An 18,513-nucleotide genomic window follows, 5' to 3' on the forward strand; every position below is an offset into this window, starting at 1 on the left:
TGTCTGCCGCTGACAGCTTCCTCTGCAAGGTAGGCGCCCAGCTCCTCGCGCAGCGCGGTGCTAATGGAAGTCATTGGCAAGCGGAGCGTGTCTGAGGAGAGCTCTCCGAGTTCGCTGAGCAGCCATTTGATCGGGGCCGGGTTGGACTCCTTGAACAGCAGCTTCATCAGCGGCACTAGCTGATCATACGCAGCCTGTGCAGCCTCAATCTGACCGGCTCTGTACTGCTCGTAGATGCTTAGGAAGCGGCCTGTATGTACATTGGCTGAGGCCAGCATGCCTCCGGCGGCCCCGTAGCCCAGCATGTCGAAGAAATGCAGATCGTCGCCGCAGAGCACGGGCTTGCTGCCGCTCTTGGACAGCTCGGAGACGAGCAGGGGGGAGCCGGAGCAGTCTTTTAACCCTACGACATTATTCATCTCCAGGATCGTACGGGCGGTGTCCAGCGTCATGCCGACTCCAGTGCGGCCCGGGATATCGTAAGCCATAATGGGCAGACCGACCTCTGCCGCCTTGCGGAAATGGGCGATGATGCCTTCCTGGGACGGACGGCTGTAATAAGGGACAACCACCAGTGCGGCATCGGCACCTGCGTTCGCCGCCAGCTCAGTACGGGCCACGGTAGAGTAGGTATCATTTGTACCTGTGCCCACCACGAGCGGGATAGAGCTGGACTTCAGAAGTTCCCGTGAGGTATCCACGAGCGACTGTAATTCCTGTATATTGACTGTCGGCGATTCTCCAGTGGTTCCATTGACGACCAGACCATGAATATTGTTCTTGATGATGTTGTTCACATAACGCTGATACGATTCCAGATCAAGCTCACCAGCAGCATAGAACGGGGTGACCACGGGAACATAAATTCCATAAATCTGTTCTTCTGTTAACATGAATATCGTCCTCCAAAAATGTAAAATCCGTTTGTTCTACTGTACCATGGATTATTGCATCGTTGTTAGCTATAATAAATGATGTAGGTTATCAATAATATTGATGTTAGGGTGAGACGATGGACTTAACGTATATGCGGACCTTCCGCGAAGTGGCCAAGCGGCAGAGCTTTACGCGTGCGGCTGAAGAGCTGGGCTATGCCCAGTCCAGTGTCACGATGCAGATACAGAAGATTGAGAAGGAATATGGAGTGCCGCTCATTGAACGTCATGGCCGCGCCTTGCGTTTAACTCCGCCGGGGGAAGAGCTGCTTAAGCTGTTCGTGGAGATTCTGGATCTCTATGACCGCTCTAAGGAAACAATCGCCCAGCAGATCGGCGGAACGCTTACGATTGGAACGATTGATTCGCTCGCAGCCTTCTATTTGCCGCCGTTCCTGCAGCAGCTGCGGACGATGTTCCCTGGTCTGAATATTCATCTGCAGACCGAGCAGGAGGCCAATCTGATATCCAAAATCAGGGACGGAGAGGTCGATATCGGTCTTTTGCTGGACCGGAGCACGGTGGATAGCGCGCTTACGCGGACGATTATCCGCGATGAGCCGCTTGTGCTCGTGGCACCAGCCAGCCATCCGCTAGCCCGGCTGGAGCAGGTGACCCTCCAGGATCTGAACAACTGCGAGCTGATTGTCTCCGAGGAGAGCTGCATTTACCGCAGCCTGTTCGAGAACCTGCTCCGGGACCACGGGATCGTGTTTCGGATTGGTTTTGAGCTGTCGAATCTGGAAGCGATTAAGCGTTGTGTACGCAATGGCCTGGGCATAGCGCTGCTGCCGCGGATTGTGGCGGAGGAGGAGATCGAGCGGGGGAACCTGTCCGAGCTGTCTTTTGCCCACCCGGAGATTCATTTCGATCTGCAACTGCTGCTGCATCCGAAGAAGTGGAAGTCCCTGCCGCTCCAGTCGCTGATTCAGATGCTGCTTGAGGATGCCAAGGCGAAGACTGTTGCGCTGTGAAAGTAACGTATGGAGCAGTGGGGAGCCGTCTCGTAACAAATTTATATCAGCAGAAGAGCACTGCCGTATCGCCCTCATGAAGGGTGCGGCAGTGCTCTTTTTGAGTTATAAGCTAATATTGATGATTACTTTAATACCTTTCCAGAATCAGCTGGGTCTTGAGGCCATCAGCAGGAAGAAGCCAGCCCTCGGCGTTCAGCAGGTTCATCAGCTCTGTACGCAATCCACTTACGCCAGTGCTATCGGTGGTTTTGAACGAAATTTCCACGATATTCTGGATGCCGCTTCCCGCCTCATCACGCACTGGCCATACCTCAAGAGTGATCTCCTGATTGTTCCAGGTGCCTGTATACCGCTCGAAGGTCAACGGGCCATGCGCCCGGGAGGCTGCCAGCTTCTGCTTCCCCCAGTTCGATGCATACCAGTTCTTCAATTTGCCTGGCAGCTTGTCCAGCAGCAGCTTCAGGGCCTCTTCCTCAGCAGGGAGCACGGCTCCGGCAGCTTTGGTGCTGACCTTCTTGGTATTAGAGAAGCTAAGGGTCTGCTTGCCATACCCCCAATCCACCTCTGCTTCGTAGTTGTCATCTGAAGCGTCGAAGCCCTCCTGATTCGCCAGGGTGAGCGCTGCCTGGATATTTCCGTTCACGACAGGATAACGTTTCTTGTAGGTCAATTCATAATCGGATTTGTTCTCTTTTTTGCGCAGCCGCACATCCCATCCCTTGCTGTTCAGCTCAAGCGTGTCGGTATCGAAATACTCGACTCGAATAGCCTGTGGAGTAGAATTCAGGTCGAATGTATCCATGACCTCGCTGCGCGGCGATCCGCTGCTGTCCAGTACAAGGTCAGGGTCCGCCAGAAACTTCACCTCATAGGCTGGAACGGCGTTAGCTGCGGCTGAGACGCGCTCCGGCAGCAGGAAGCCCTGTCCGGCTAATCCACCGCCTGCTGCCACAATACTCAGCATGAAGGACAGGGTAAGCTTTTTCCATTTTCTCAAGCATCATCACTCCTATGATCAGGTTTGGGTACATGATCCACTTTACGGGTTGAGTATATGGGAGCGGTTAAAGTGAAAGGGGAATTGCGTTAATCCTGCATAGACTTACTCAATGACGGCTAACAGTTTTTGGTGGCCAGCAGGCTGCTCCGGAAGCTCTCCATCTGCACCGAAGGATGCCGGTCCTTGTTGTGCACGGCATAGATATAACGCGGCGCCATTTCCCCTTGAATAGGCAGCACCTGAATTAGACCTTGCTGCTGCTCCCACTGTACCGCCATCCGGGACATCACGGAGATGTGGCCGCCCAGCTGCACGAGCTGCTTGATGGCCTCCAGTGAATCGACCTCAATCGTATTGCGCAGCTGCAGCCCTTGCTGTCCGAACCAGCGCTCCGTCAGGCGGCGGGTACTGGATTCGCTTCCGTGCAGCGCAAAGGGAGTCTTACTGATCTCCTCCATATTAAGCTGAGTCTTGCGGGCGAGCGGATGCTTAGGAGAACAGATCAGGACGAGGTCATCTGTAATCAGCGATTCAGCCTGCAGAGCAGGCTCCGTGAAAGGCTCTGAGGAGATCACACCCAAGTCGATTTCGTGGCGGATCAGCATCTCCCGGATGACCGGGGAGGGCTTCACAGACAGAGCCATGCGGATGCCGGGGAACTCCCGGGAGAACGCATGTAATATGGACGGCAGCAAATAGGTTGCAGGTACATAACTGGCCCCAATCAGCAGCGTTCCCCGGTAGAGGGTGTCGAATTCTCCGGCTACCCGTCGGGCTTCACGGGCAAGCGCATTAATCTTCACGGAATAATGAAGGAGGGCTGCTCCGGCCTCGGTGAGAAAGGTTTTGCCGCTGCGGGCCTCGAACAGCCGGACCCCGAGCTCTTCTTCAAGCGACTTCATATGAAAGGTTACGGTCGGCTGCTTGATCCCGAGCACCTCAGCTACGCTGGTCATATGATGCAGCTGGTCGATCAGTTCAATAATTTGCAGTTTCATCAGATTCATGGAGTTACCTCTTCCAATCGTTAGTGGGATATCCCCCACCATAGATTTTATCTATGAACGTTAACAGAATTCATATATAAAGTTAATTACGTGTTTACATGAAAAATAAACAACCTGCGAATACAGACGTTAGACTGAGGACAGCTCAAGAAGACAGGCAGGGATCGAAATGAATATTCAGATGAAGGGGATTCATAAAAGCTTTGGCGGACAACCGGCGCTGCTGCCTGCCGGGCTTGAATTGAAGCACGGTAAGTTCACTACCTTACTGGGGCCTTCCGGCTGCGGCAAAACCACGCTGCTGCGGATGTTAGCGGGCCTTGAGCGCCCGGATGGCGGGGAATTATACGCTGACGGGAAATGTTATTTCTCCGCTGCGCAGCGGATCGATGTTCCGGTGCACAAGCGGAATTTCGGGATGGTATTTCAGGATTTTGCACTCTGGCCGCATATGACGGTGTATGAGAATGTGGCTTTCGGGCTGAAGGCCTCAGGGCAGCGTGCGCAGCTGCGGAGCAAGGTACTGGAGACACTGGAGATGGTCCGGCTGCAGGGGATGGAGAACCGGTATCCGCATCAGCTGTCGGGCGGTCAGCAGCAGAGGGTTGCTTTTGCCAGAGCGGTAGTTGTCCGTCCGGGTGTGGTGCTCTTCGATGAGCCGTTAAGCGCGCTGGATGCCGTACTCCGGGAAGAGATGAGAGTGGAGATGATGTCGCTGGTGCGGGACATGGGTCTCACTGCACTCTACGTGACCCACGATCAGATCGAAGCGATGTCGATGTCCGACGAGATTGTCGTTATGAAAAGCGGGCGGATATTGCAGACTGGAACTCCTGAAGCGGTATATGAGGCACCGTCAGAACCGTTCGTGGCTTCATTCATCGGCAAGTCGAACTGGCTTACGCCGGAGCAGGAGATGGTGCGGCCTGAGCATATCGGATGGAGCCGCACGGCGGGCGATGATCTGTGTTATTCCGCTGTTGTACGGAGTATCAGTTATGTAGGAGAGCGTTATGAGATCCGTGCGGAGGTGGAGGGGGCCGGAATATGGACAGCCTATCTGAACAACCGGATTCCTGTAGGAGAAAGGGTTCAGCTCTATGTCTCACCGCGGCGGATATGCCGGATGAATTCGAATTCAAATGAAGAAGAACCTAAAAGGAGCGAATCATAACCATGAAATGGAACAATCCGCGTAAACAAGGCGCAATGCTGCTGTTATCTGCTGTGATGAGTATGAGTCTGGCAGGCTGCGGTACGGGCAACAGCACCAGTGCAGGCGGGGCCAGCACGAGTACACCTGAGGCAACGGATGCAGCTGCGTCAACTCCTGAAGCTACAGCAGCTGCGTTAAGCGGCAAGCTGGTGCTGTATTCCGCCGGCCCTCAGGGCTTGGCAGACGATATTGTGAATGGCTTCAAGGCCAAGACAGGCCTCACGGTGGAGATGTTCCAGGGAACGACCGGCAAAATTCTGGCCCGGATGGAAGCCGAGAAAGCAAATCCGGTGGCCGATGTGGTGATTCTGGCTTCCCTGCCTTCCGCACAGGCGCTTAAGGCGGACGGTCTGACGCTGCCCTACCCGGAAGCGGCCAATAAAGAGAAGCTGAATCAGGACTGGTCGGATGCCGAAGGCAATTATTTCAGTTCAAGTGCTTCTGCGCTGGGGATTGTCTATAATACGAAGCTGGTAGCGAATCCGCCCAAGACCTGGGCAGAGCTGGCAGATGCGGAGTGGAATGACGCCGTCAACATTCCAGATCCGACGCTGTCAGGCTCGGCGCTGGATTTCATTACAGGCTATCTCAGCGTGAACGGCGAGCAGGGCTGGGATCTGTTCAAGAATTATAAGGCCAACGGAGTCGCTATGGCTGGAGCGAACCAGGAGGCGCTTGATCCGGTTGTTACAGGAGCTAAGAGTATTGTGGCAGCAGGAGTAGATTATATGGCCTATAAGGCCAAAGCAAAAGGAGAGCCGCTGGATATTGTCTATCCTGAGGAGGGTACGGTGATAAGTCCGAGACCGGCAGCCATTCTGAAAACGAGTCCGAACGTGGACAATGCCAAAGCATTCATTGATTATCTGTTGTCTGACGAAGCCCAGCAGCTGGTAGCGGATGCGTATCTCATCCCGGGCCGCGAGGATATTGAAGCTTCGAACCGGACCAATCTGAAGGACATCCCGCAGCTTAAGGTGGACTGGGCCTGGATGAGTGAGCATGGGAATGAGACGGCTTCGAAATTCGCGGAAATTTACAAATAAGGCTTAAGGTTGAGGTGAAAAGCAATGAGTCCAGTCTCCATGGACAGTAACCGGATACTTCGGAGAGCGGGCTTGCTGCTCTCCTTCTTTTTGCTGGCGGTCAGCATCGGCATTCCGCTTCTGCTCATCTTCTGGCAAAGCGTTACCCCGGATCAGCGGCTGGACTGGATGGCCCCCCTCCGTACGATCACCGGACAGAGTCTGTCCGGGGTGCTGCTGAACTCGGTATGGCTTGGTATATGCGTAGTGGCAGGAACTACGCTGCTTGCGATGCCGCTGGCCTGGATGATGGCCAAGACCCGCATGGGGCTGCACCGCTGGATTGATGTTATTCTGCTGATTCCGTTCATGACCCCGCCGTATATCGGCTCCATGGGCTGGATTCTGTTCATGCAAAAAGGCGGATATCTTCAGCAGTGGCTTCCGGGTGCGGGTGCGTTAAGTGATTCTTTCTTCAGCTTCTGGGGAATGGTCTTCATTATGAGCATGCATCTGTTCCCGTTCCTGTATCTGCTGCTTCGGGATGCGCTTATCCGCATAGGCGGCAATCTGGAAGAGGCGGGAGCGGTGCACGGGGCAAAGGCAGGCTACCGCTTCCAGCGGATCATCATGCCGCTGCTGCTGTCGGCCTATGGCATGGGGGTGATGCTCGTCTTCGTCAAGACGATTGCGGAGTTCGGAACACCGGCTACCTTCGGCCGCAAGATCGGCTATTATGTCATGACCTCGGAAATTCATAAATACATTTCCAGCTGGCCGATTGACTTCGGCAAGGCTACGTCGCTTGCATCCGTTTTGCTGTCGGTCTGTCTGGTCATCTGGTACATGCAGTCGGCGGTCAGCCGCCGGTTCACTTACCGTCTGGTGGGGGGCAAAGGACAGCGCTTCAAGACGTATTCGTTACGCGGAGGCGCAGGCTGGCTCGCCGGTATGTATTTGGCTGCCCTGCTGCTATTATCCATAGGCATCCCATACTTCTCGATTATCGCCGCCTCGCTGATGAAGCTGCGCGGTGCCGGGCTGTCACTGGACAATCTGACGCTGGAGCATTACAGGGAGCTGCTCTCCTGGGGATCAGTGAGCCTGAAGGCGATCGGGAACAGTCTGGGGCTGTCGCTGGCCGCAGCGTCGGTGGCTGTCGTGCTTGGAGCCGGCCTTGCCTTGGCTATCGGCAGGTCTGTGGCTCGGCTGCAGCGGATCATTGATCTGCTGAGTCTTTTGCCTAATACGGTTCCGGGCATTGTAATGGTGGTAGGGCTGATTCTGCTCTGGAATGCGCCATGGATGCCCTTCACGCTCTACAACACCTACGGCATGGTAGTGCTTACCTATGTGGTGCTGTTTCTTCCTTATACCGTGCAGTATGTGAAGGCCAGCTTCTCGCAAATTAACGGTATGCTGTTTCAAGCGGCCCAGGTCAGCGGAGCGGGCCCGTTCTATATCTTGCGGCGGATTCTGCTTCCGCTCATTATGCCCGGCATGCTGGCAGGCTGGATGATGACCTTCACCATATCTGTACGGGAGCTGGTTGGATCGCTGCTGATTCTGCCGCCTTCGATGCAGACCTCGGCTACGTATATTTTTGCCCAGTTCGAACAGGGGCAGGTATCGCTTGGCATGGCCATGGCGGTGGTATCGGTTGGCTTGACGGTGCTGCTGCTGCTCGGCATTGAACTGCTGAATTCCAGAACAAAGTGGACCGGATTATGACGAAGCTGACCATATGGGGCGGAGCCGGTGAACACGGGCGTTCCGCTTACCTCCTGAGTGGAAGGGGCTACCGTCTGCTGCTTGATTGCGGCGTCAAAAAAGGCGGAGCCGGACAATATCCCCTCATCGAACCCGGGCAGGCGGCAATGCTGGACATGGTACTGCTCTCCCATGCCCATGAGGATCATTCGGTAGCGCTGCCGCTGCTGTATGCGCAGGGTTACAAGGGTGAGGTATGGACAACGCGGGAAACAAGGGCGCAACTGGATGGCTACTTCCGCTCCTGGCGTTCGAGTATTAGCCGTGAGGGCCATGAGCTGCCATACACTGAAGCAGATGAACAAGCGATCCGTTACCGTTATCTGGAGGAAGAGGGCAACTGCCTGTCCTGGTTCAGACTGATTCCCGGGGTTCAGGTCATGTGGGGACGAAGCGGGCATCTGGCGGGATCTGTATGGTTCCTGATCGCTGCGGAAGGGCGCTCAATCTTCTATTCCGGCGACTATACGGCGGAATCCCTGTTACTTGCGGCTGATTCACCAGCTGAGGCGATACAAGCAGCCGGAGGCATCCCGGATGCGGACCAGAGGCTGAGGGTATGGTCGTGCGGGCAGCGTCTTGATCTGGCGGTGGCCGATGCGGCGTACGGAATGGACGAGGAGACCCAGTCCGATAAGCTAAGGCAGCTGGAGCAGGCCATCCGTAGGACTGCGGCACGGGGGGGCAAGGTGCTGCTCCCGGTTCCGGCAGGCGGACGGAGCCAGGAGATGATGCTATGGGCTGCCAAGCTGTTCGCGGATCTGCCGATGGTAGTGGAAGCGAAGCTGATAGAGGGGATGAGGCGGCTGGCAGCCTCGCCGTTCTGGCTTAGGAGTGCTGAGCGAACAGGAGGGTATTCCGCAGCGGATCACATAGCAGACTTTTTTGCCGCCCGCCGCTGGACGATGCCGCAGAGCGAAGTGGAACGGGAGGAGCTGCTGTCAGGCTCCGGCCCTTCCCTGTGGTTCGTGCCGGATGGCATGATGCAATCGTCCTTGTCCCGCTGGTACTATGCGAGGTGGGCGTCCCATTCAACCTATTCCGTGCTGATCACCGGTCATGTAGCGGCCGGTACCTTCGGATACAAGCTGCTGCATGAACCGGGACAGCATGGAGTATGCGAGGTGCTCAAGCTGCGCTACAAGGTGCATCAGGGCCGGGAAGATGTGCAGCGTATGCTGAAGTCTCTTCCGGTCCGGCACGCCGTACTGGTTCATGCTGCGAAGCCGGAGACCGACAAGCTCCGTGAAGCCTTGATCGAGGGCGGGCAGCTGACGGGCTGCACGCTGCATTCTATGGCGGCGGGGGAAACGCTGGATTTGGATTAACTATGAAAAGATGAAAGAGGTTGTCTCGTAAGCGGAATTTTGCTTATAGAGGGGCCTCTTTACTTATTTTTTAGGAGATTATGAATTTCTTCTGATGTGTAAAGAGGAGCAGATGGAATGTATATGAAAAACCGAATACAATTTGTTGGGGGGCGGCGCGTGGGCCAAATGTAGGCGGAAAACCGAACACATTGGGCAGTGCGGAGGCGCGTGGACCCAATGTATGCGGAAATTCGAATACAATCGTTGCTGCTGCGAGAAGGAATGCACCCCATGCTCCGCAGCCTGTAACATTGTTAGAAAAATCCTGCAAGAAGTGCAGCAATACGGCCGAATAGAAACGACTGATGCTAAATTCCTGCAGGAAATGCAACAAAGCTAGTGTTAACTTGCTCTGAACACCGGAATTTCTGCAAATGATGCAACAATGTACCACAACCAGTAACTTTTTTAGTGAAGTCCTGCAAAATGTGCAACAATGCTGCTTCATACAAGCGGTTGGTGAGAGAAAACGCTCAGAATTGGTGAGAGATGGGCGGAACACCGCCAGAAAAGGAAGAAAGATTTTAGGACGTATGCGAAAATCGACTACGAGGTGTGTAAAAGGAAAGTGGGCTGGAAGTATACCACCAGAAGGCGATGAGGCACCAGTATACTTCGCCCGTTAGGGTGATTTTGTCCGTTTCCGCATAAACAGCGGAGCGGGCAGAATGATTGTGGACAAGCGGAGCGTTCGCCTTTGTGTCAGGATTTTCACCGCTAGGGGGAATGAAAAAATCTGGACACAACAGCGATTGCAACAATGTTCCGTGTGCAGAGCGTCCACCCAAGCGCTCACACTGATCCTGCTCCAAAATAAAGGCTGTCCCAAGTAGCTATATCATGGATTTCGGGACTTCCGCTTTTCAAAGCGCCTTCCTGTCCTTATTCAAATACAGGAAAACAAAGCTCACAAAGATGCCTGCTGACCATGTCTTCCGTGTATCTCTCCATAACCGGCCGCCCGGGATCAAGCTTATGGCCGCTGCGTGACAACGCCGGGAAATCTCTGCCCATGCCTGACCGACAGCTTCAGCCGTATGCTGGAGGGTTACCACTGCGTAGGCTCCGCCGGGAAGCTCGCCGTAAGGTACTGAGACCCCGGCGGGAGGATTCTCAGTCAGGCTGATGCAGGCATCATATCGGCAAAGCTCCGGCCTTGTAGTTGCAGGGTTGTCCTGCGGAATGCCGAACAGCACCGCCGAGCCTTGAAGCAAGCCTTGTTCCCGCGCCCACTGCTTCAATTGTTCCATCGCCTGAGCGTTGCCGGGGCCGTAGGGGCCTGTCTGCCGTACATAAGCTATACGTGTTGCCGGAATGCTTTCGAGTTGAATGTTCATCATTAATCATTATCCTTTCTGTGGTTAAGTGGTCAAATGAAGTACAACCCGAATGCTAACATGGACTAAAATAGAATGCATTTCTTTTTTTGTGGGCTTCCTAGGCGGCAAGATGTTGACATCAAAAACTAGAATATGGTATATAAAAGGGAGTGTTAGCACTCAAGTGAGTGGAGTGCTAAACGATGCTCCGCAATCCGAAGGTTACTTTTGAAAGGAGATTTATTTATTCATGGCTAAAAAAGAGTTTAAAGCTGAATCCAAAAGACTGCTGGAAATGATGATTAACTCCATTTATACGCAGCGCGAGATTTTTCTGCGGGAGCTGATCTCCAATGCAAGTGATGCCATCGATAAAATCTATTACAAGGCACTGGCCGATGATAGTCTGGTGTTCAATAAAGAGGACTACTACATTAAAGTAAGCGCCAACAAGGATAGCCGCACGTTAACCATTGCCGACACCGGCATCGGGATGACGCAGGAAGAGCTGGAGAACAATCTGGGGATTATCGCGAACAGCGGCTCGTTTGCTTTTAAGAAGGATAATGAAGCTAAGGATGGACACAACATCATCGGACAATTCGGGGTCGGATTCTATTCCGCATTCATGGTGGCGGACGATGTGACCGTAATCAGTAAGGCGCTGGGCAGCGAGCAGGCGTTCAAATGGGAATCCCAGGGTGCGGACGGCTACACGATTGAGCCTTGTGAGAAGGATACGGTCGGTACCGAAATTACGCTGAAGATCAAAGAGAACACCGAGGACGATAACTACGATGAATTCCTGGAAGAATACCGTCTGAAATCAATCATCAAGAAGTATTCGGACTTTATCCGCTTCCCGATCAAGATGGACATTACCAGCAAACAGCCTAAGGAAGATGCTGAGAATGAATTCATCGATGTGACGGAAGAGCAGACGGTCAATAGCATGGTGCCGATCTGGCGCAAGAACAAGAAAGAGCTGACCGAAGAAGATTACAACAACTTCTATGCAGAGAAGCGTTACGGGTTCGACAAGCCGCTGAAGCACATCCACATCAGTGCGGACGGCGCAGTGGTCTACAACGCGATTCTGTTCATTCCGGAGAATACTCCGTTTGACTACTATACCAAGGAATATGAAAAAGGCCTGGAGCTCTACTCCAACGGCGTGCTGATTATGAACAAATGCGCCGATCTGCTGCCGGATTACTTCAGCTTCGTCAAGGGGATGGTTGATTCCGAGGATCTGTCGCTCAATATCTCCCGTGAGATGCTGCAGCATGACCGCCAGCTGACGATGATTGCCAAGAATATTAAGAGCAAGATCAAGAGCCAGCTCCTGAGCCTGCTGAAGGATGAGCGCGAGCAGTATGAGACGTTCTACAAGTCTTTTGGCAGACAGCTGAAGTTCGGGGTCTATAACGACTACGGTATGGAAAAAGAAACGCTGCAGGATCTCCTGATGTTCCACTCCTCCAAGGAGAAGAAGCTGGTGACGCTGGCTGAATATGTTGAGAGAATGCCGGAAGACCAGAAATATATCTACTACGCTTCGGGTGAATCGGTAGAGCGCATTGAGAAGCTGCCGCAGACCGAAATGGTGCTGGACAAGGGCTATGAGATTCTCTACTTCACCGATGATATCGATGAATTCGCAATCAAGATGATCATGGCTTATAAGGAGAAGGAGTTCAGAAATGTCTCCAGCGGCGACTTGGGAATTGAAGAGAGTGCCGAGGATAAGCCATCTGAAGAGGAAGAGAATGAGAACAAGGGATTGTTCGAAGCTATGCAGGGCATTCTGTCCGGCAAAGTGAAGGCAGTCAAAGCCTCCAAGCGGCTGAAATCCCATCCGGTCTGCCTGTCCACCGAAGGCGAGCTGACAATCGAGATGGAGAAAATCCTCAAGGCCATGCCTAACGGCGGCCAGGATGTGCAAGCGGACAAGGTGCTTGAAATCAACATTCACCATGATGTCTTCAAGTCCCTGAAGGCGGCGGCCGAAGGCGACAAGGAGAAGCTGGGTCTGTACACCAACCTCTTGTACAATCAGGCGCTCCTGATCGAAGGACTGCAGGTTAATGATCCGGTGCAGTTCACGAACGATATTTGTAAAATCATGGTCTAAGCAGGCGCTACTGCCAGCCTTAAGACCCGTAATTCAAAAGAACCCCCGCGCTGACGCTTGACCGGTGCGGGGGTTTTGGCGTGCGCATGAAGCCAAGCTGCGGGCCGTTCATCCTCAGGATGAAGGGAGTCGAAATTGGACATCCTCCAGAAGACAAGCAGGCCATTAGAGTGACTTGAAGGTCTCGATGAACTTGGTAGCCAGGGACGACAAATATTTATCCTTCATCCATACGGCGGCTACGCGGGTGCGCAGGGTCTCGCAAAGGATCTCTTTGTAGATGAGGTTGCTGTGATTGGCCAGCTCAAACGCCGACTTGGGTACAATTCCGATCCCGAGTCCCGCATTGGCCCAGAGCAGCGTGGTCCGCGCATCATCATTCATACAGAAGATCTGTGGCTCGAAGCCGTGCTCCAGGCAGGTCTCGCGGATGAGCTGCTCGAAGCGGCGGTAGATAATCAGCGGTTTGTCCTGCAGCTCGCCAAGCTGAGCAGCACTCTGGCTAGGGGCCCAGTCATAATCAGCGGCCATCACCGCGATCATCGGCTCCGAATGGAAATACAGGCATTCCATATTGCTGGTGTTGAACGGGGTGCGGATAATGCCCACCTCAACAATGCCCTTGTTCAACAAGTCGATAATCATGAACGTATTGCCTTCATGAATCTCAAAGGTTACGCCCGAATAGCGCTTATGAAACGCTGTCAGCGGCTCGTGCAGCAGGGTAGCGCCTGATGAAGAGACCGTTCCAATGGTAAGGCTCCCCTTCAGTCCTTTGGCATAGTCGCTGATCTCCCGGGCGGTGGAGTCCGTTAACTCCAGAATCTGCTGGGCCCGGTTACGCAGAATGATTCCGGCATCCGTCAGCTGGATGCTGCGCGGTCCGCGCTCCACCAGCTTGACTCCGAGCTCCTCCTCCAGCAGCTTGAGCTGCTGGCTGAGTGGGGGCTGGGCCATTTGCAGCTTCCTGGCTGCGGATGTAATTTGTCCTTCCTCGGCAATCGCCAGGAAATACTTTAATTGGCGGATATCCATGGTTTAGCCTCCATTTGTAAGGGTTATGACATACGTTATCCATATGGGATAGATACGAAACCAATATTATGAATATGTTAGCGGGTATGACATAATCATAACGGGTCTTTTATTTTTTTCAAGAAGGATTACATACTACGTTACGTTAGGTGAGGATGAATGTGCGCAAAATTGCAGTATTCTTAAAACCGTACAAGAAAGAAGTGACAATTGGGCCGATTTTCAAGCTGCTGGAGGCGATTCTCGAGCTGCTGCTGCCAACGATCGTAGCTCTGATCATCAACAACGGAATTGGCAAGCAAGATAGCAGCTACGTCTACCGGATGGGGTCCCTGATGGTGCTGATGGCTATTCTGGGCTTCGGCTGCTCCATGGTATGTCAATATTATGCGGCGCGGGCCTCACAGGGGTTCGGCACCACGCTGCGCAACAAAATGTTCAAGCACATCTCTTCGCTGTCGTATGCCGAGCTGGATGTCATCGGCACGCCTTCGCTGATCAACCGGATCACTAACGACGTTAACCAGCTGCAGGTGGCAGTAGCTATGCTCATCCGGCTGGTCATCCGTGCGCCATTCATCTGTATCGGGGCTATTATTATGGCGATGATTCTGGATTTCCGCCTGTCGCTGATCCTGATTGCCGCTACTCCGGTATTCGGAGTCATTCTGTACTTCATTATTACGCGCAGCTCGCCGATGTACCGCAAATATCAGGCGAAGCTGGACCGGCTGGCGCTGGTGCTCAGCGAGAATCTCTCAGGCATCCGGGTGATCCGGGCCTTCGCCGAGAGCCGCCGCGAGAAGCAGCGCTTCAATGAAGCCTCTGAGGATCTGACGCAGACGGCCATCCGTGTCGGACGGATCTCCGCTTGGCTGGGACCGATGACGACACTGGTAGTGAACGCGGCGATTATTGCCATTCTATGGGCAGGCGGAATTCATATTGAAGCCGGGAGTCTGTCGCAGGGTGAGATTATTGCATTCATTAATTATGTAACCCAGATCCTGCTGGCCCTGATCGTAGTCTCCAATCTGGTCATTCTGTTCACCAAGGCCTCGTCGTCTGCGAATCGCATTAATGAGGTGCTGGCGATGACAGCTTCGGTTGTTGAAGTGCCTGCTCATGCACCTGCTGCGAAGCGGGACGGAGCAGCGCCGGTGATTTCCTTCCGCAATGTCTCTTTTGGCTATAACACGACCGGTGAGCTGGCCCTGGAAAATATCTCTGTAGATATCCTCAAGGGGCAGACGGTAGGATTAATCGGCAGTACCGGCTCGGGCAAGAGCACCTTCGTGAATCTGATTCCGCGCTTCTACGACGCTGTGGAAGGGGAGGTTAGGGTCGAGGGTGTAAACGTACGGGACTACCGCCTGGAGCAGCTGCGCAGCAGAATAGGCATCGTGCCGCAGAAGGCGGTGCTGTTCACCGGCACGATTGCCGAGAATATCCGCTGGGGGAAGGCGTCTGCTACCCGGGACGAGATCATGGCTGCAGCGGCGGTTGCCCAGGCAGAGGAGTTCATCACCCGGCTGCCGGAAGGGCTGGATACGCTGGTGGCACGCGGCGGGCATAACCTGTCCGGTGGCCAAAAGCAGCGCCTGACCATTGCCCGCGCTGTCGTCGGACGTCCGCCGATTCTCATCCTGGATGATTCCTCCAGTGCGCTGGACTTCGCTACGGATGCGGCACTGCGCCGCGCACTAAGCAAGAACAGTACAGATATGACCGTACTGCTTGTATCCCAGCGGGTGAGCACAGTAAGGCAGGCTGATCAGATTATCGTCTTCGATGAAGGCCGGATTGCCGGAATCGGTACGCATGAGGAACTGCTGGAGAGCTGCGCAGTCTATCAGGAAATCTGCATGTCACAGCTCTCAAGCGAGGAGGCTTTACAATGACCAGTACAATGACCTGGAAACGTCTGTTTCAATATACCCGTGAGTACCGGAAAATAACGTATGGAGCTATCTTTTGCGCCATCCTGAGCGTGGTTGCCAGCCTGATCGGGCCGCTCCTGATTGGCCGCGCCATCGACCATATGATCGGACCGGACCGTGTGGAGTTCCCGGAAATTCTGCGCCTGCTGCTGATTCTGGGCAGTGTATATCTGGTCGGCAGCTTCTTCGGCTGGCTGCTCACTTATTATACGAATAAGCTGGCGTTCCGCACGGTCTATGACTTGCGCCGCGAGCTGTTTGACAAGCTGGACGCCCTGCCGCTGAAATTCCATGATAACCATCCCCAGGGCGACAGCATCAGCCGGTTCGTGAACGACATGGATGCCGTCTCTGACGGGCTGCTCCAGGGCTTCTCCACGCTATTGACGGGGATCGTAACCATTGCCGGGGCCATCGGGCTGATGCTCTATATCAGCCCTGTAATGACGCTGGTGGTGCTGCTGTCTGCTCCGGCAACCTTCTTCGTTGCCCGCTTCATTACGATGCGTTCCCAGCAGCTGTTCCGTGAGCAGGCCAAGATTCTCGGGGGGCTAAACGGCTATGTCGAGGAAATCGTTGGCGGGCAGAAGGTGGTGCAGGCTTATCATTACGAGGACCGCTCCTTTGCAGGCTTTGCGGAGCGGAATAATGAGCTGTACAAGACAGGGACGAAATCGCAGTTCTATGGCTCGCTCTCGAACCCGACTACGCGGCTGGTTAATAATATCACCTTCTCGCTGATTGCGATGATCGGAAGTGTGCTTGTTATCGGAGACCTGTTCTCCGTAGGGGATCTGTCCAGCTTCCTGATCTATTCCAGTCTGTTCGCGAAGCCGTTCAATGAGATAACCGGCGTGATCACACAGCTGCAGTCCGCCACAGCTTCGGCGCAGCGGATCTTCACCATTCTGGATCTCCCGCAGGAAGCGCCGGACCAGCCGGATGCGTATGTGATGGAGAACAGCCGGGGGACGATCACCTTCGACAAGGTAAGCTTCGCTTATACACCGGAGCGCCCGCTGATTAAGGACTTCAGCCTGGAGGTGAAGCCGGGCACACGCGTGGCGATTGTCGGCCAGACCGGGGCGGGCAAGACCACGCTGGTCAACCTTCTGATGCGCTTCTATGAAGTGGACAGCGGAACGATCCGGATTGACGGAGTAGATATTACCGCCATCACCCGCGACAGTCTGCGGCGCAATTTCGGCATGGTGCTGCAGGAGACCTGGCTGTACGGGGCTTCCATCCGCGACAACATTGCTTACGGCAAGCCGGAGGCCTCCGAAGCAGAGGTGATTGCGGCCGCCAAGGCCGCGAATGCGCACAGCTTCATCAAGCGCCTGCCTGAAGGCTATGACACCAGGATCAGCACCTCGGGAGATAATCTCTCCCAGGGTCAGAAGCAGCTCCTCACCATTGCCCGCGTCATGCTGGTTGATCCGCCGATGCTCATTCTGGATGAGGCGACCAGCAGCATTGATACGCTGACAGAGGCGCGGATACAGAAGGCCTTCCTGGCGATGATCACCGGGCGGACCAGCTTCGTCATTGCCCACCGGCTGTCCACGATCCGCGAGGCGGACCTCATCCTGTTCATGAAGGATGGAGATATCGTGGAGAGCGGAACGCATGACGGGCTGCTGGAGAGCGGAGGCTACTACGCCCGCTTGTACAACAGCCAGTTTACGGCGGTGTAGGAATACGGTTAATTTAAATAGCTGCGGCAGCACTTCTCTGGAAGTGGGCCGCAGCTATTTTTATTGTATGCGAAAAACCGAACACATTGGGCTGGCACAGCTCTGTGGCTATGGCCGGGATTATCGGCTGCCCTGCGCAGCTTAGGTATGATCCTTACCCGGATGCAGCCGGCTGCGCATAACCCCTGGAGTCACTCCATGGGCTTTGCGGAAGACCCGGATGAAGTAATTGGTCTCCATGCCAAGGTTGAGGGCGATATCCTGCACGGGACGCTCAGGGTCCTCGGTCAGCATCTGCATGGCGCGCTGCAGCCGCAGGTTCTGCAGATACTTATGCGGAGTGACCCCGTATTCCTGCAGGAACAGACGCTGAAAATGCTGGACGGAATAACCGACAGCCGCCGCCAGATTGGTGATCAGCAGCGGCTCGGTGAAATGCTCGTTGATCAGGCTGACTGCTTTGTTCAGTGCCTCGTTGCGGACGTTTTCGTTCTCCAGCCGGGTCACTGCACCTGTGGAGACTTCACTTCTGCGCAGCATCAGCAGCAGCCGGTACAGCGTCACCGACAAGTCCTGCATCGACTGTTCCTCCTGACGCGCCGAGCTGTTCCCATTCACCGTGTGCCAGATCCCGCCGAGCATCTCCCAGCACTCCTCGAACCGTTCGAGGCGGAACGGGGCTGGCGGCAGCAGGCTAAGACCCTCCAGAACGGAGGCAGACTGGCTGCCGTGGAACCCGATGAAGCCGACATGCCACGGCTCGTGGGATAACGGATAATATTCATGCCCGCGGTCAGGCGGAAATGCATAGGCCATCCCAGGCTGCAGCACCGTTTCAGTGCCGTCCTCCAGGTCACGGAACCGCCCGCTGCCGCTGCGGATCAGGAAAATCTGATGCACCGGGAATCCGGCAGGACGCACATGGTGATACTGGATATGACGGCCGACAGAGTACGGATAGAGAGGGAAAGCATTCAGGTCACGCGGCATTTCAATCAGAGAGAAGGGGAGCATACGAACACCTCATATTCATTTTGTGCTATGCAAACGCTATTATTATCCTACCATTGATCACGGATTATCCTTTA

The 18,513-nt window shown here is 54.5% G+C and carries 14 protein-coding genes; 8 read left to right on the top strand and 6 right to left on the bottom strand.

Going from position 1 to position 18,513, the window contains the following annotated elements:
* Positions 1-893 (bottom strand): 4-hydroxy-tetrahydrodipicolinate synthase (gene dapA / locus C173_RS11075; RefSeq protein ID WP_051477969.1); only part of this gene is annotated, 893 nt, incomplete at its 3' end.
* Positions 894-1,012: 119 nt separating this feature from the next.
* Between dapA and C173_RS11080 the strand changes: the two genes are divergently transcribed.
* On the top strand, positions 1,013-1,909 hold the full coding sequence (locus tag C173_RS11080) for a LysR family transcriptional regulator (protein ID WP_036724783.1): 897 nt from the start codon (positions 1,013-1,015) through the stop codon (positions 1,907-1,909).
* Between the two features lie 130 nt (positions 1,910-2,039).
* Here the strand turns inward: C173_RS11080 and C173_RS11085 are convergent, their stop codons facing one another.
* Both C173_RS11085 and C173_RS11090 read right to left on the bottom strand, forming a co-directional pair.
* Complete coding sequence (locus C173_RS11085) at positions 2,040-2,909, bottom strand: CYTH domain-containing protein (protein ID WP_155991386.1); 870 nt, start codon at positions 2,907-2,909, stop codon at positions 2,040-2,042.
* A gap of 119 nt (positions 2,910-3,028) precedes the next feature.
* Positions 3,029-3,919 carry a LysR family transcriptional regulator gene (locus C173_RS11090; protein WP_036724784.1) on the bottom strand — a complete coding sequence of 297 codons (891 nt, stop codon included), beginning with the start codon at positions 3,917-3,919 and terminating at the stop codon, positions 3,029-3,031.
* A 169-nt stretch (positions 3,920-4,088) separates the two neighbouring features.
* Here C173_RS11090 and C173_RS11095 point away from each other — a divergent pair, with 169 nt between their 5' ends.
* From C173_RS11095 to C173_RS11110, 4 genes are read left to right on the top strand one after another with little or no spacing between them, the layout of a single operon-like run.
* Entirely contained in the window at positions 4,089-5,093 is a 1,005-nt protein-coding gene (locus C173_RS11095; RefSeq protein WP_036724785.1) for an ABC transporter ATP-binding protein, read from the top strand.
* A 2-nt stretch (positions 5,094-5,095) separates the two neighbouring features.
* Positions 5,096-6,181, top strand: coding sequence for an ABC transporter substrate-binding protein (locus C173_RS11100; protein WP_036724787.1), 1,086 nt, complete (start codon positions 5,096-5,098; stop codon positions 6,179-6,181).
* Positions 6,182-6,205: 24 nt separating this feature from the next.
* Positions 6,206-7,891, top strand: a complete 1,686-nt coding sequence (locus tag C173_RS11105; RefSeq protein ID WP_036724788.1) for an ABC transporter permease — start codon at positions 6,206-6,208, stop codon at positions 7,889-7,891.
* Entirely contained in the window at positions 7,888-9,258 is a 1,371-nt protein-coding gene (locus tag C173_RS11110) for an MBL fold metallo-hydrolase (RefSeq protein WP_036724790.1), read from the top strand. The genes C173_RS11105 and C173_RS11110 overlap by 4 nt, the downstream gene beginning before the upstream one ends.
* A gap of 905 nt (positions 9,259-10,163) precedes the next feature.
* On the opposite strand, the gene C173_RS11115 is transcribed toward C173_RS11110, so the two are convergent.
* Complete coding sequence (locus C173_RS11115) at positions 10,164-10,640, bottom strand: AraC family transcriptional regulator (RefSeq protein WP_327196444.1); 477 nt, start codon at positions 10,638-10,640, stop codon at positions 10,164-10,166.
* Between the two features lie 229 nt (positions 10,641-10,869).
* On the opposite strand from C173_RS11115, the gene htpG reads away from it, so the two are divergent.
* Positions 10,870-12,753, top strand: coding sequence for a molecular chaperone HtpG (htpG, locus tag C173_RS11120; RefSeq protein ID WP_036724793.1), 1,884 nt, complete (start codon positions 10,870-10,872; stop codon positions 12,751-12,753).
* Between the two features lie 165 nt (positions 12,754-12,918).
* Here htpG and C173_RS11125 read toward each other — a convergent pair whose 3' ends face one another.
* Positions 12,919-13,788: a LysR family transcriptional regulator gene (locus tag C173_RS11125; RefSeq protein ID WP_036724794.1), complete on the bottom strand. Its 870-nt coding sequence runs from the start codon at positions 13,786-13,788 to the stop codon at positions 12,919-12,921.
* 155 nt (positions 13,789-13,943) lie between these two features.
* Between C173_RS11125 and C173_RS11130 the strand changes: the two genes are divergently transcribed.
* Both C173_RS11130 and C173_RS11135 read left to right on the top strand, forming a co-directional pair.
* Complete coding sequence (locus tag C173_RS11130; protein WP_442792637.1) at positions 13,944-15,689, top strand: ABC transporter ATP-binding protein; 1,746 nt, start codon at positions 13,944-13,946, stop codon at positions 15,687-15,689.
* A complete protein-coding gene (locus tag C173_RS11135) occupies positions 15,686-17,425 on the top strand; it encodes an ABC transporter ATP-binding protein (protein ID WP_036724796.1) in 1,740 nt (579 codons plus the stop codon). The genes C173_RS11130 and C173_RS11135 overlap by 4 nt, the downstream gene beginning before the upstream one ends.
* Before the next feature lie 141 nt (positions 17,426-17,566).
* Here C173_RS11135 and C173_RS11140 read toward each other — a convergent pair whose 3' ends face one another.
* Positions 17,567-18,439 carry an AraC family transcriptional regulator gene (locus C173_RS11140; protein WP_063830902.1) on the bottom strand — a complete coding sequence of 291 codons (873 nt, stop codon included), beginning with the start codon at positions 18,437-18,439 and terminating at the stop codon, positions 17,567-17,569.
* Between the last annotated feature and the right edge of the window lie 74 nt (positions 18,440-18,513).

This window comes from Paenibacillus sp. FSL R7-277, assembly GCF_000517965.1.
Taxonomy (GTDB): domain Bacteria; phylum Bacillota; class Bacilli; order Paenibacillales; family Paenibacillaceae; genus Paenibacillus_AQ; species Paenibacillus_AQ silagei.

Coding starts and splice junctions, on each gene's coding strand:
- C173_RS11140 (WP_063830902.1), bottom strand. CDS start 18,439: ATGCTCCCCTTCTCTCTGATTGAAATGCCGCGTGACCTGAATGCTTTC.
- C173_RS11105 (WP_036724788.1), top strand. CDS start 6,206: ATGAGTCCAGTCTCCATGGACAGTAACCGGATACTTCGGAGAGCGGGC.
- C173_RS11125 (WP_036724794.1), bottom strand. CDS start 13,788: ATGGATATCCGCCAATTAAAGTATTTCCTGGCGATTGCCGAGGAAGGA.
- C173_RS11130 (WP_442792637.1), top strand. CDS start 13,944: ATGAATGTGCGCAAAATTGCAGTATTCTTAAAACCGTACAAGAAAGAA.
- C173_RS11115 (WP_327196444.1), bottom strand. CDS start 10,640: ATGATGAACATTCAACTCGAAAGCATTCCGGCAACACGTATAGCTTAT.
- C173_RS11095 (WP_036724785.1), top strand. CDS start 4,089: ATGAATATTCAGATGAAGGGGATTCATAAAAGCTTTGGCGGACAACCG.
- C173_RS11100 (WP_036724787.1), top strand. CDS start 5,096: ATGAAATGGAACAATCCGCGTAAACAAGGCGCAATGCTGCTGTTATCT.
- C173_RS11080 (WP_036724783.1), top strand. CDS start 1,013: ATGGACTTAACGTATATGCGGACCTTCCGCGAAGTGGCCAAGCGGCAG.
- C173_RS11135 (WP_036724796.1), top strand. CDS start 15,686: ATGACCAGTACAATGACCTGGAAACGTCTGTTTCAATATACCCGTGAG.
- htpG (WP_036724793.1), top strand. CDS start 10,870: ATGGCTAAAAAAGAGTTTAAAGCTGAATCCAAAAGACTGCTGGAAATG.
- C173_RS11110 (WP_036724790.1), top strand. CDS start 7,888: ATGACGAAGCTGACCATATGGGGCGGAGCCGGTGAACACGGGCGTTCC.
- C173_RS11090 (WP_036724784.1), bottom strand. CDS start 3,919: ATGAATCTGATGAAACTGCAAATTATTGAACTGATCGACCAGCTGCAT.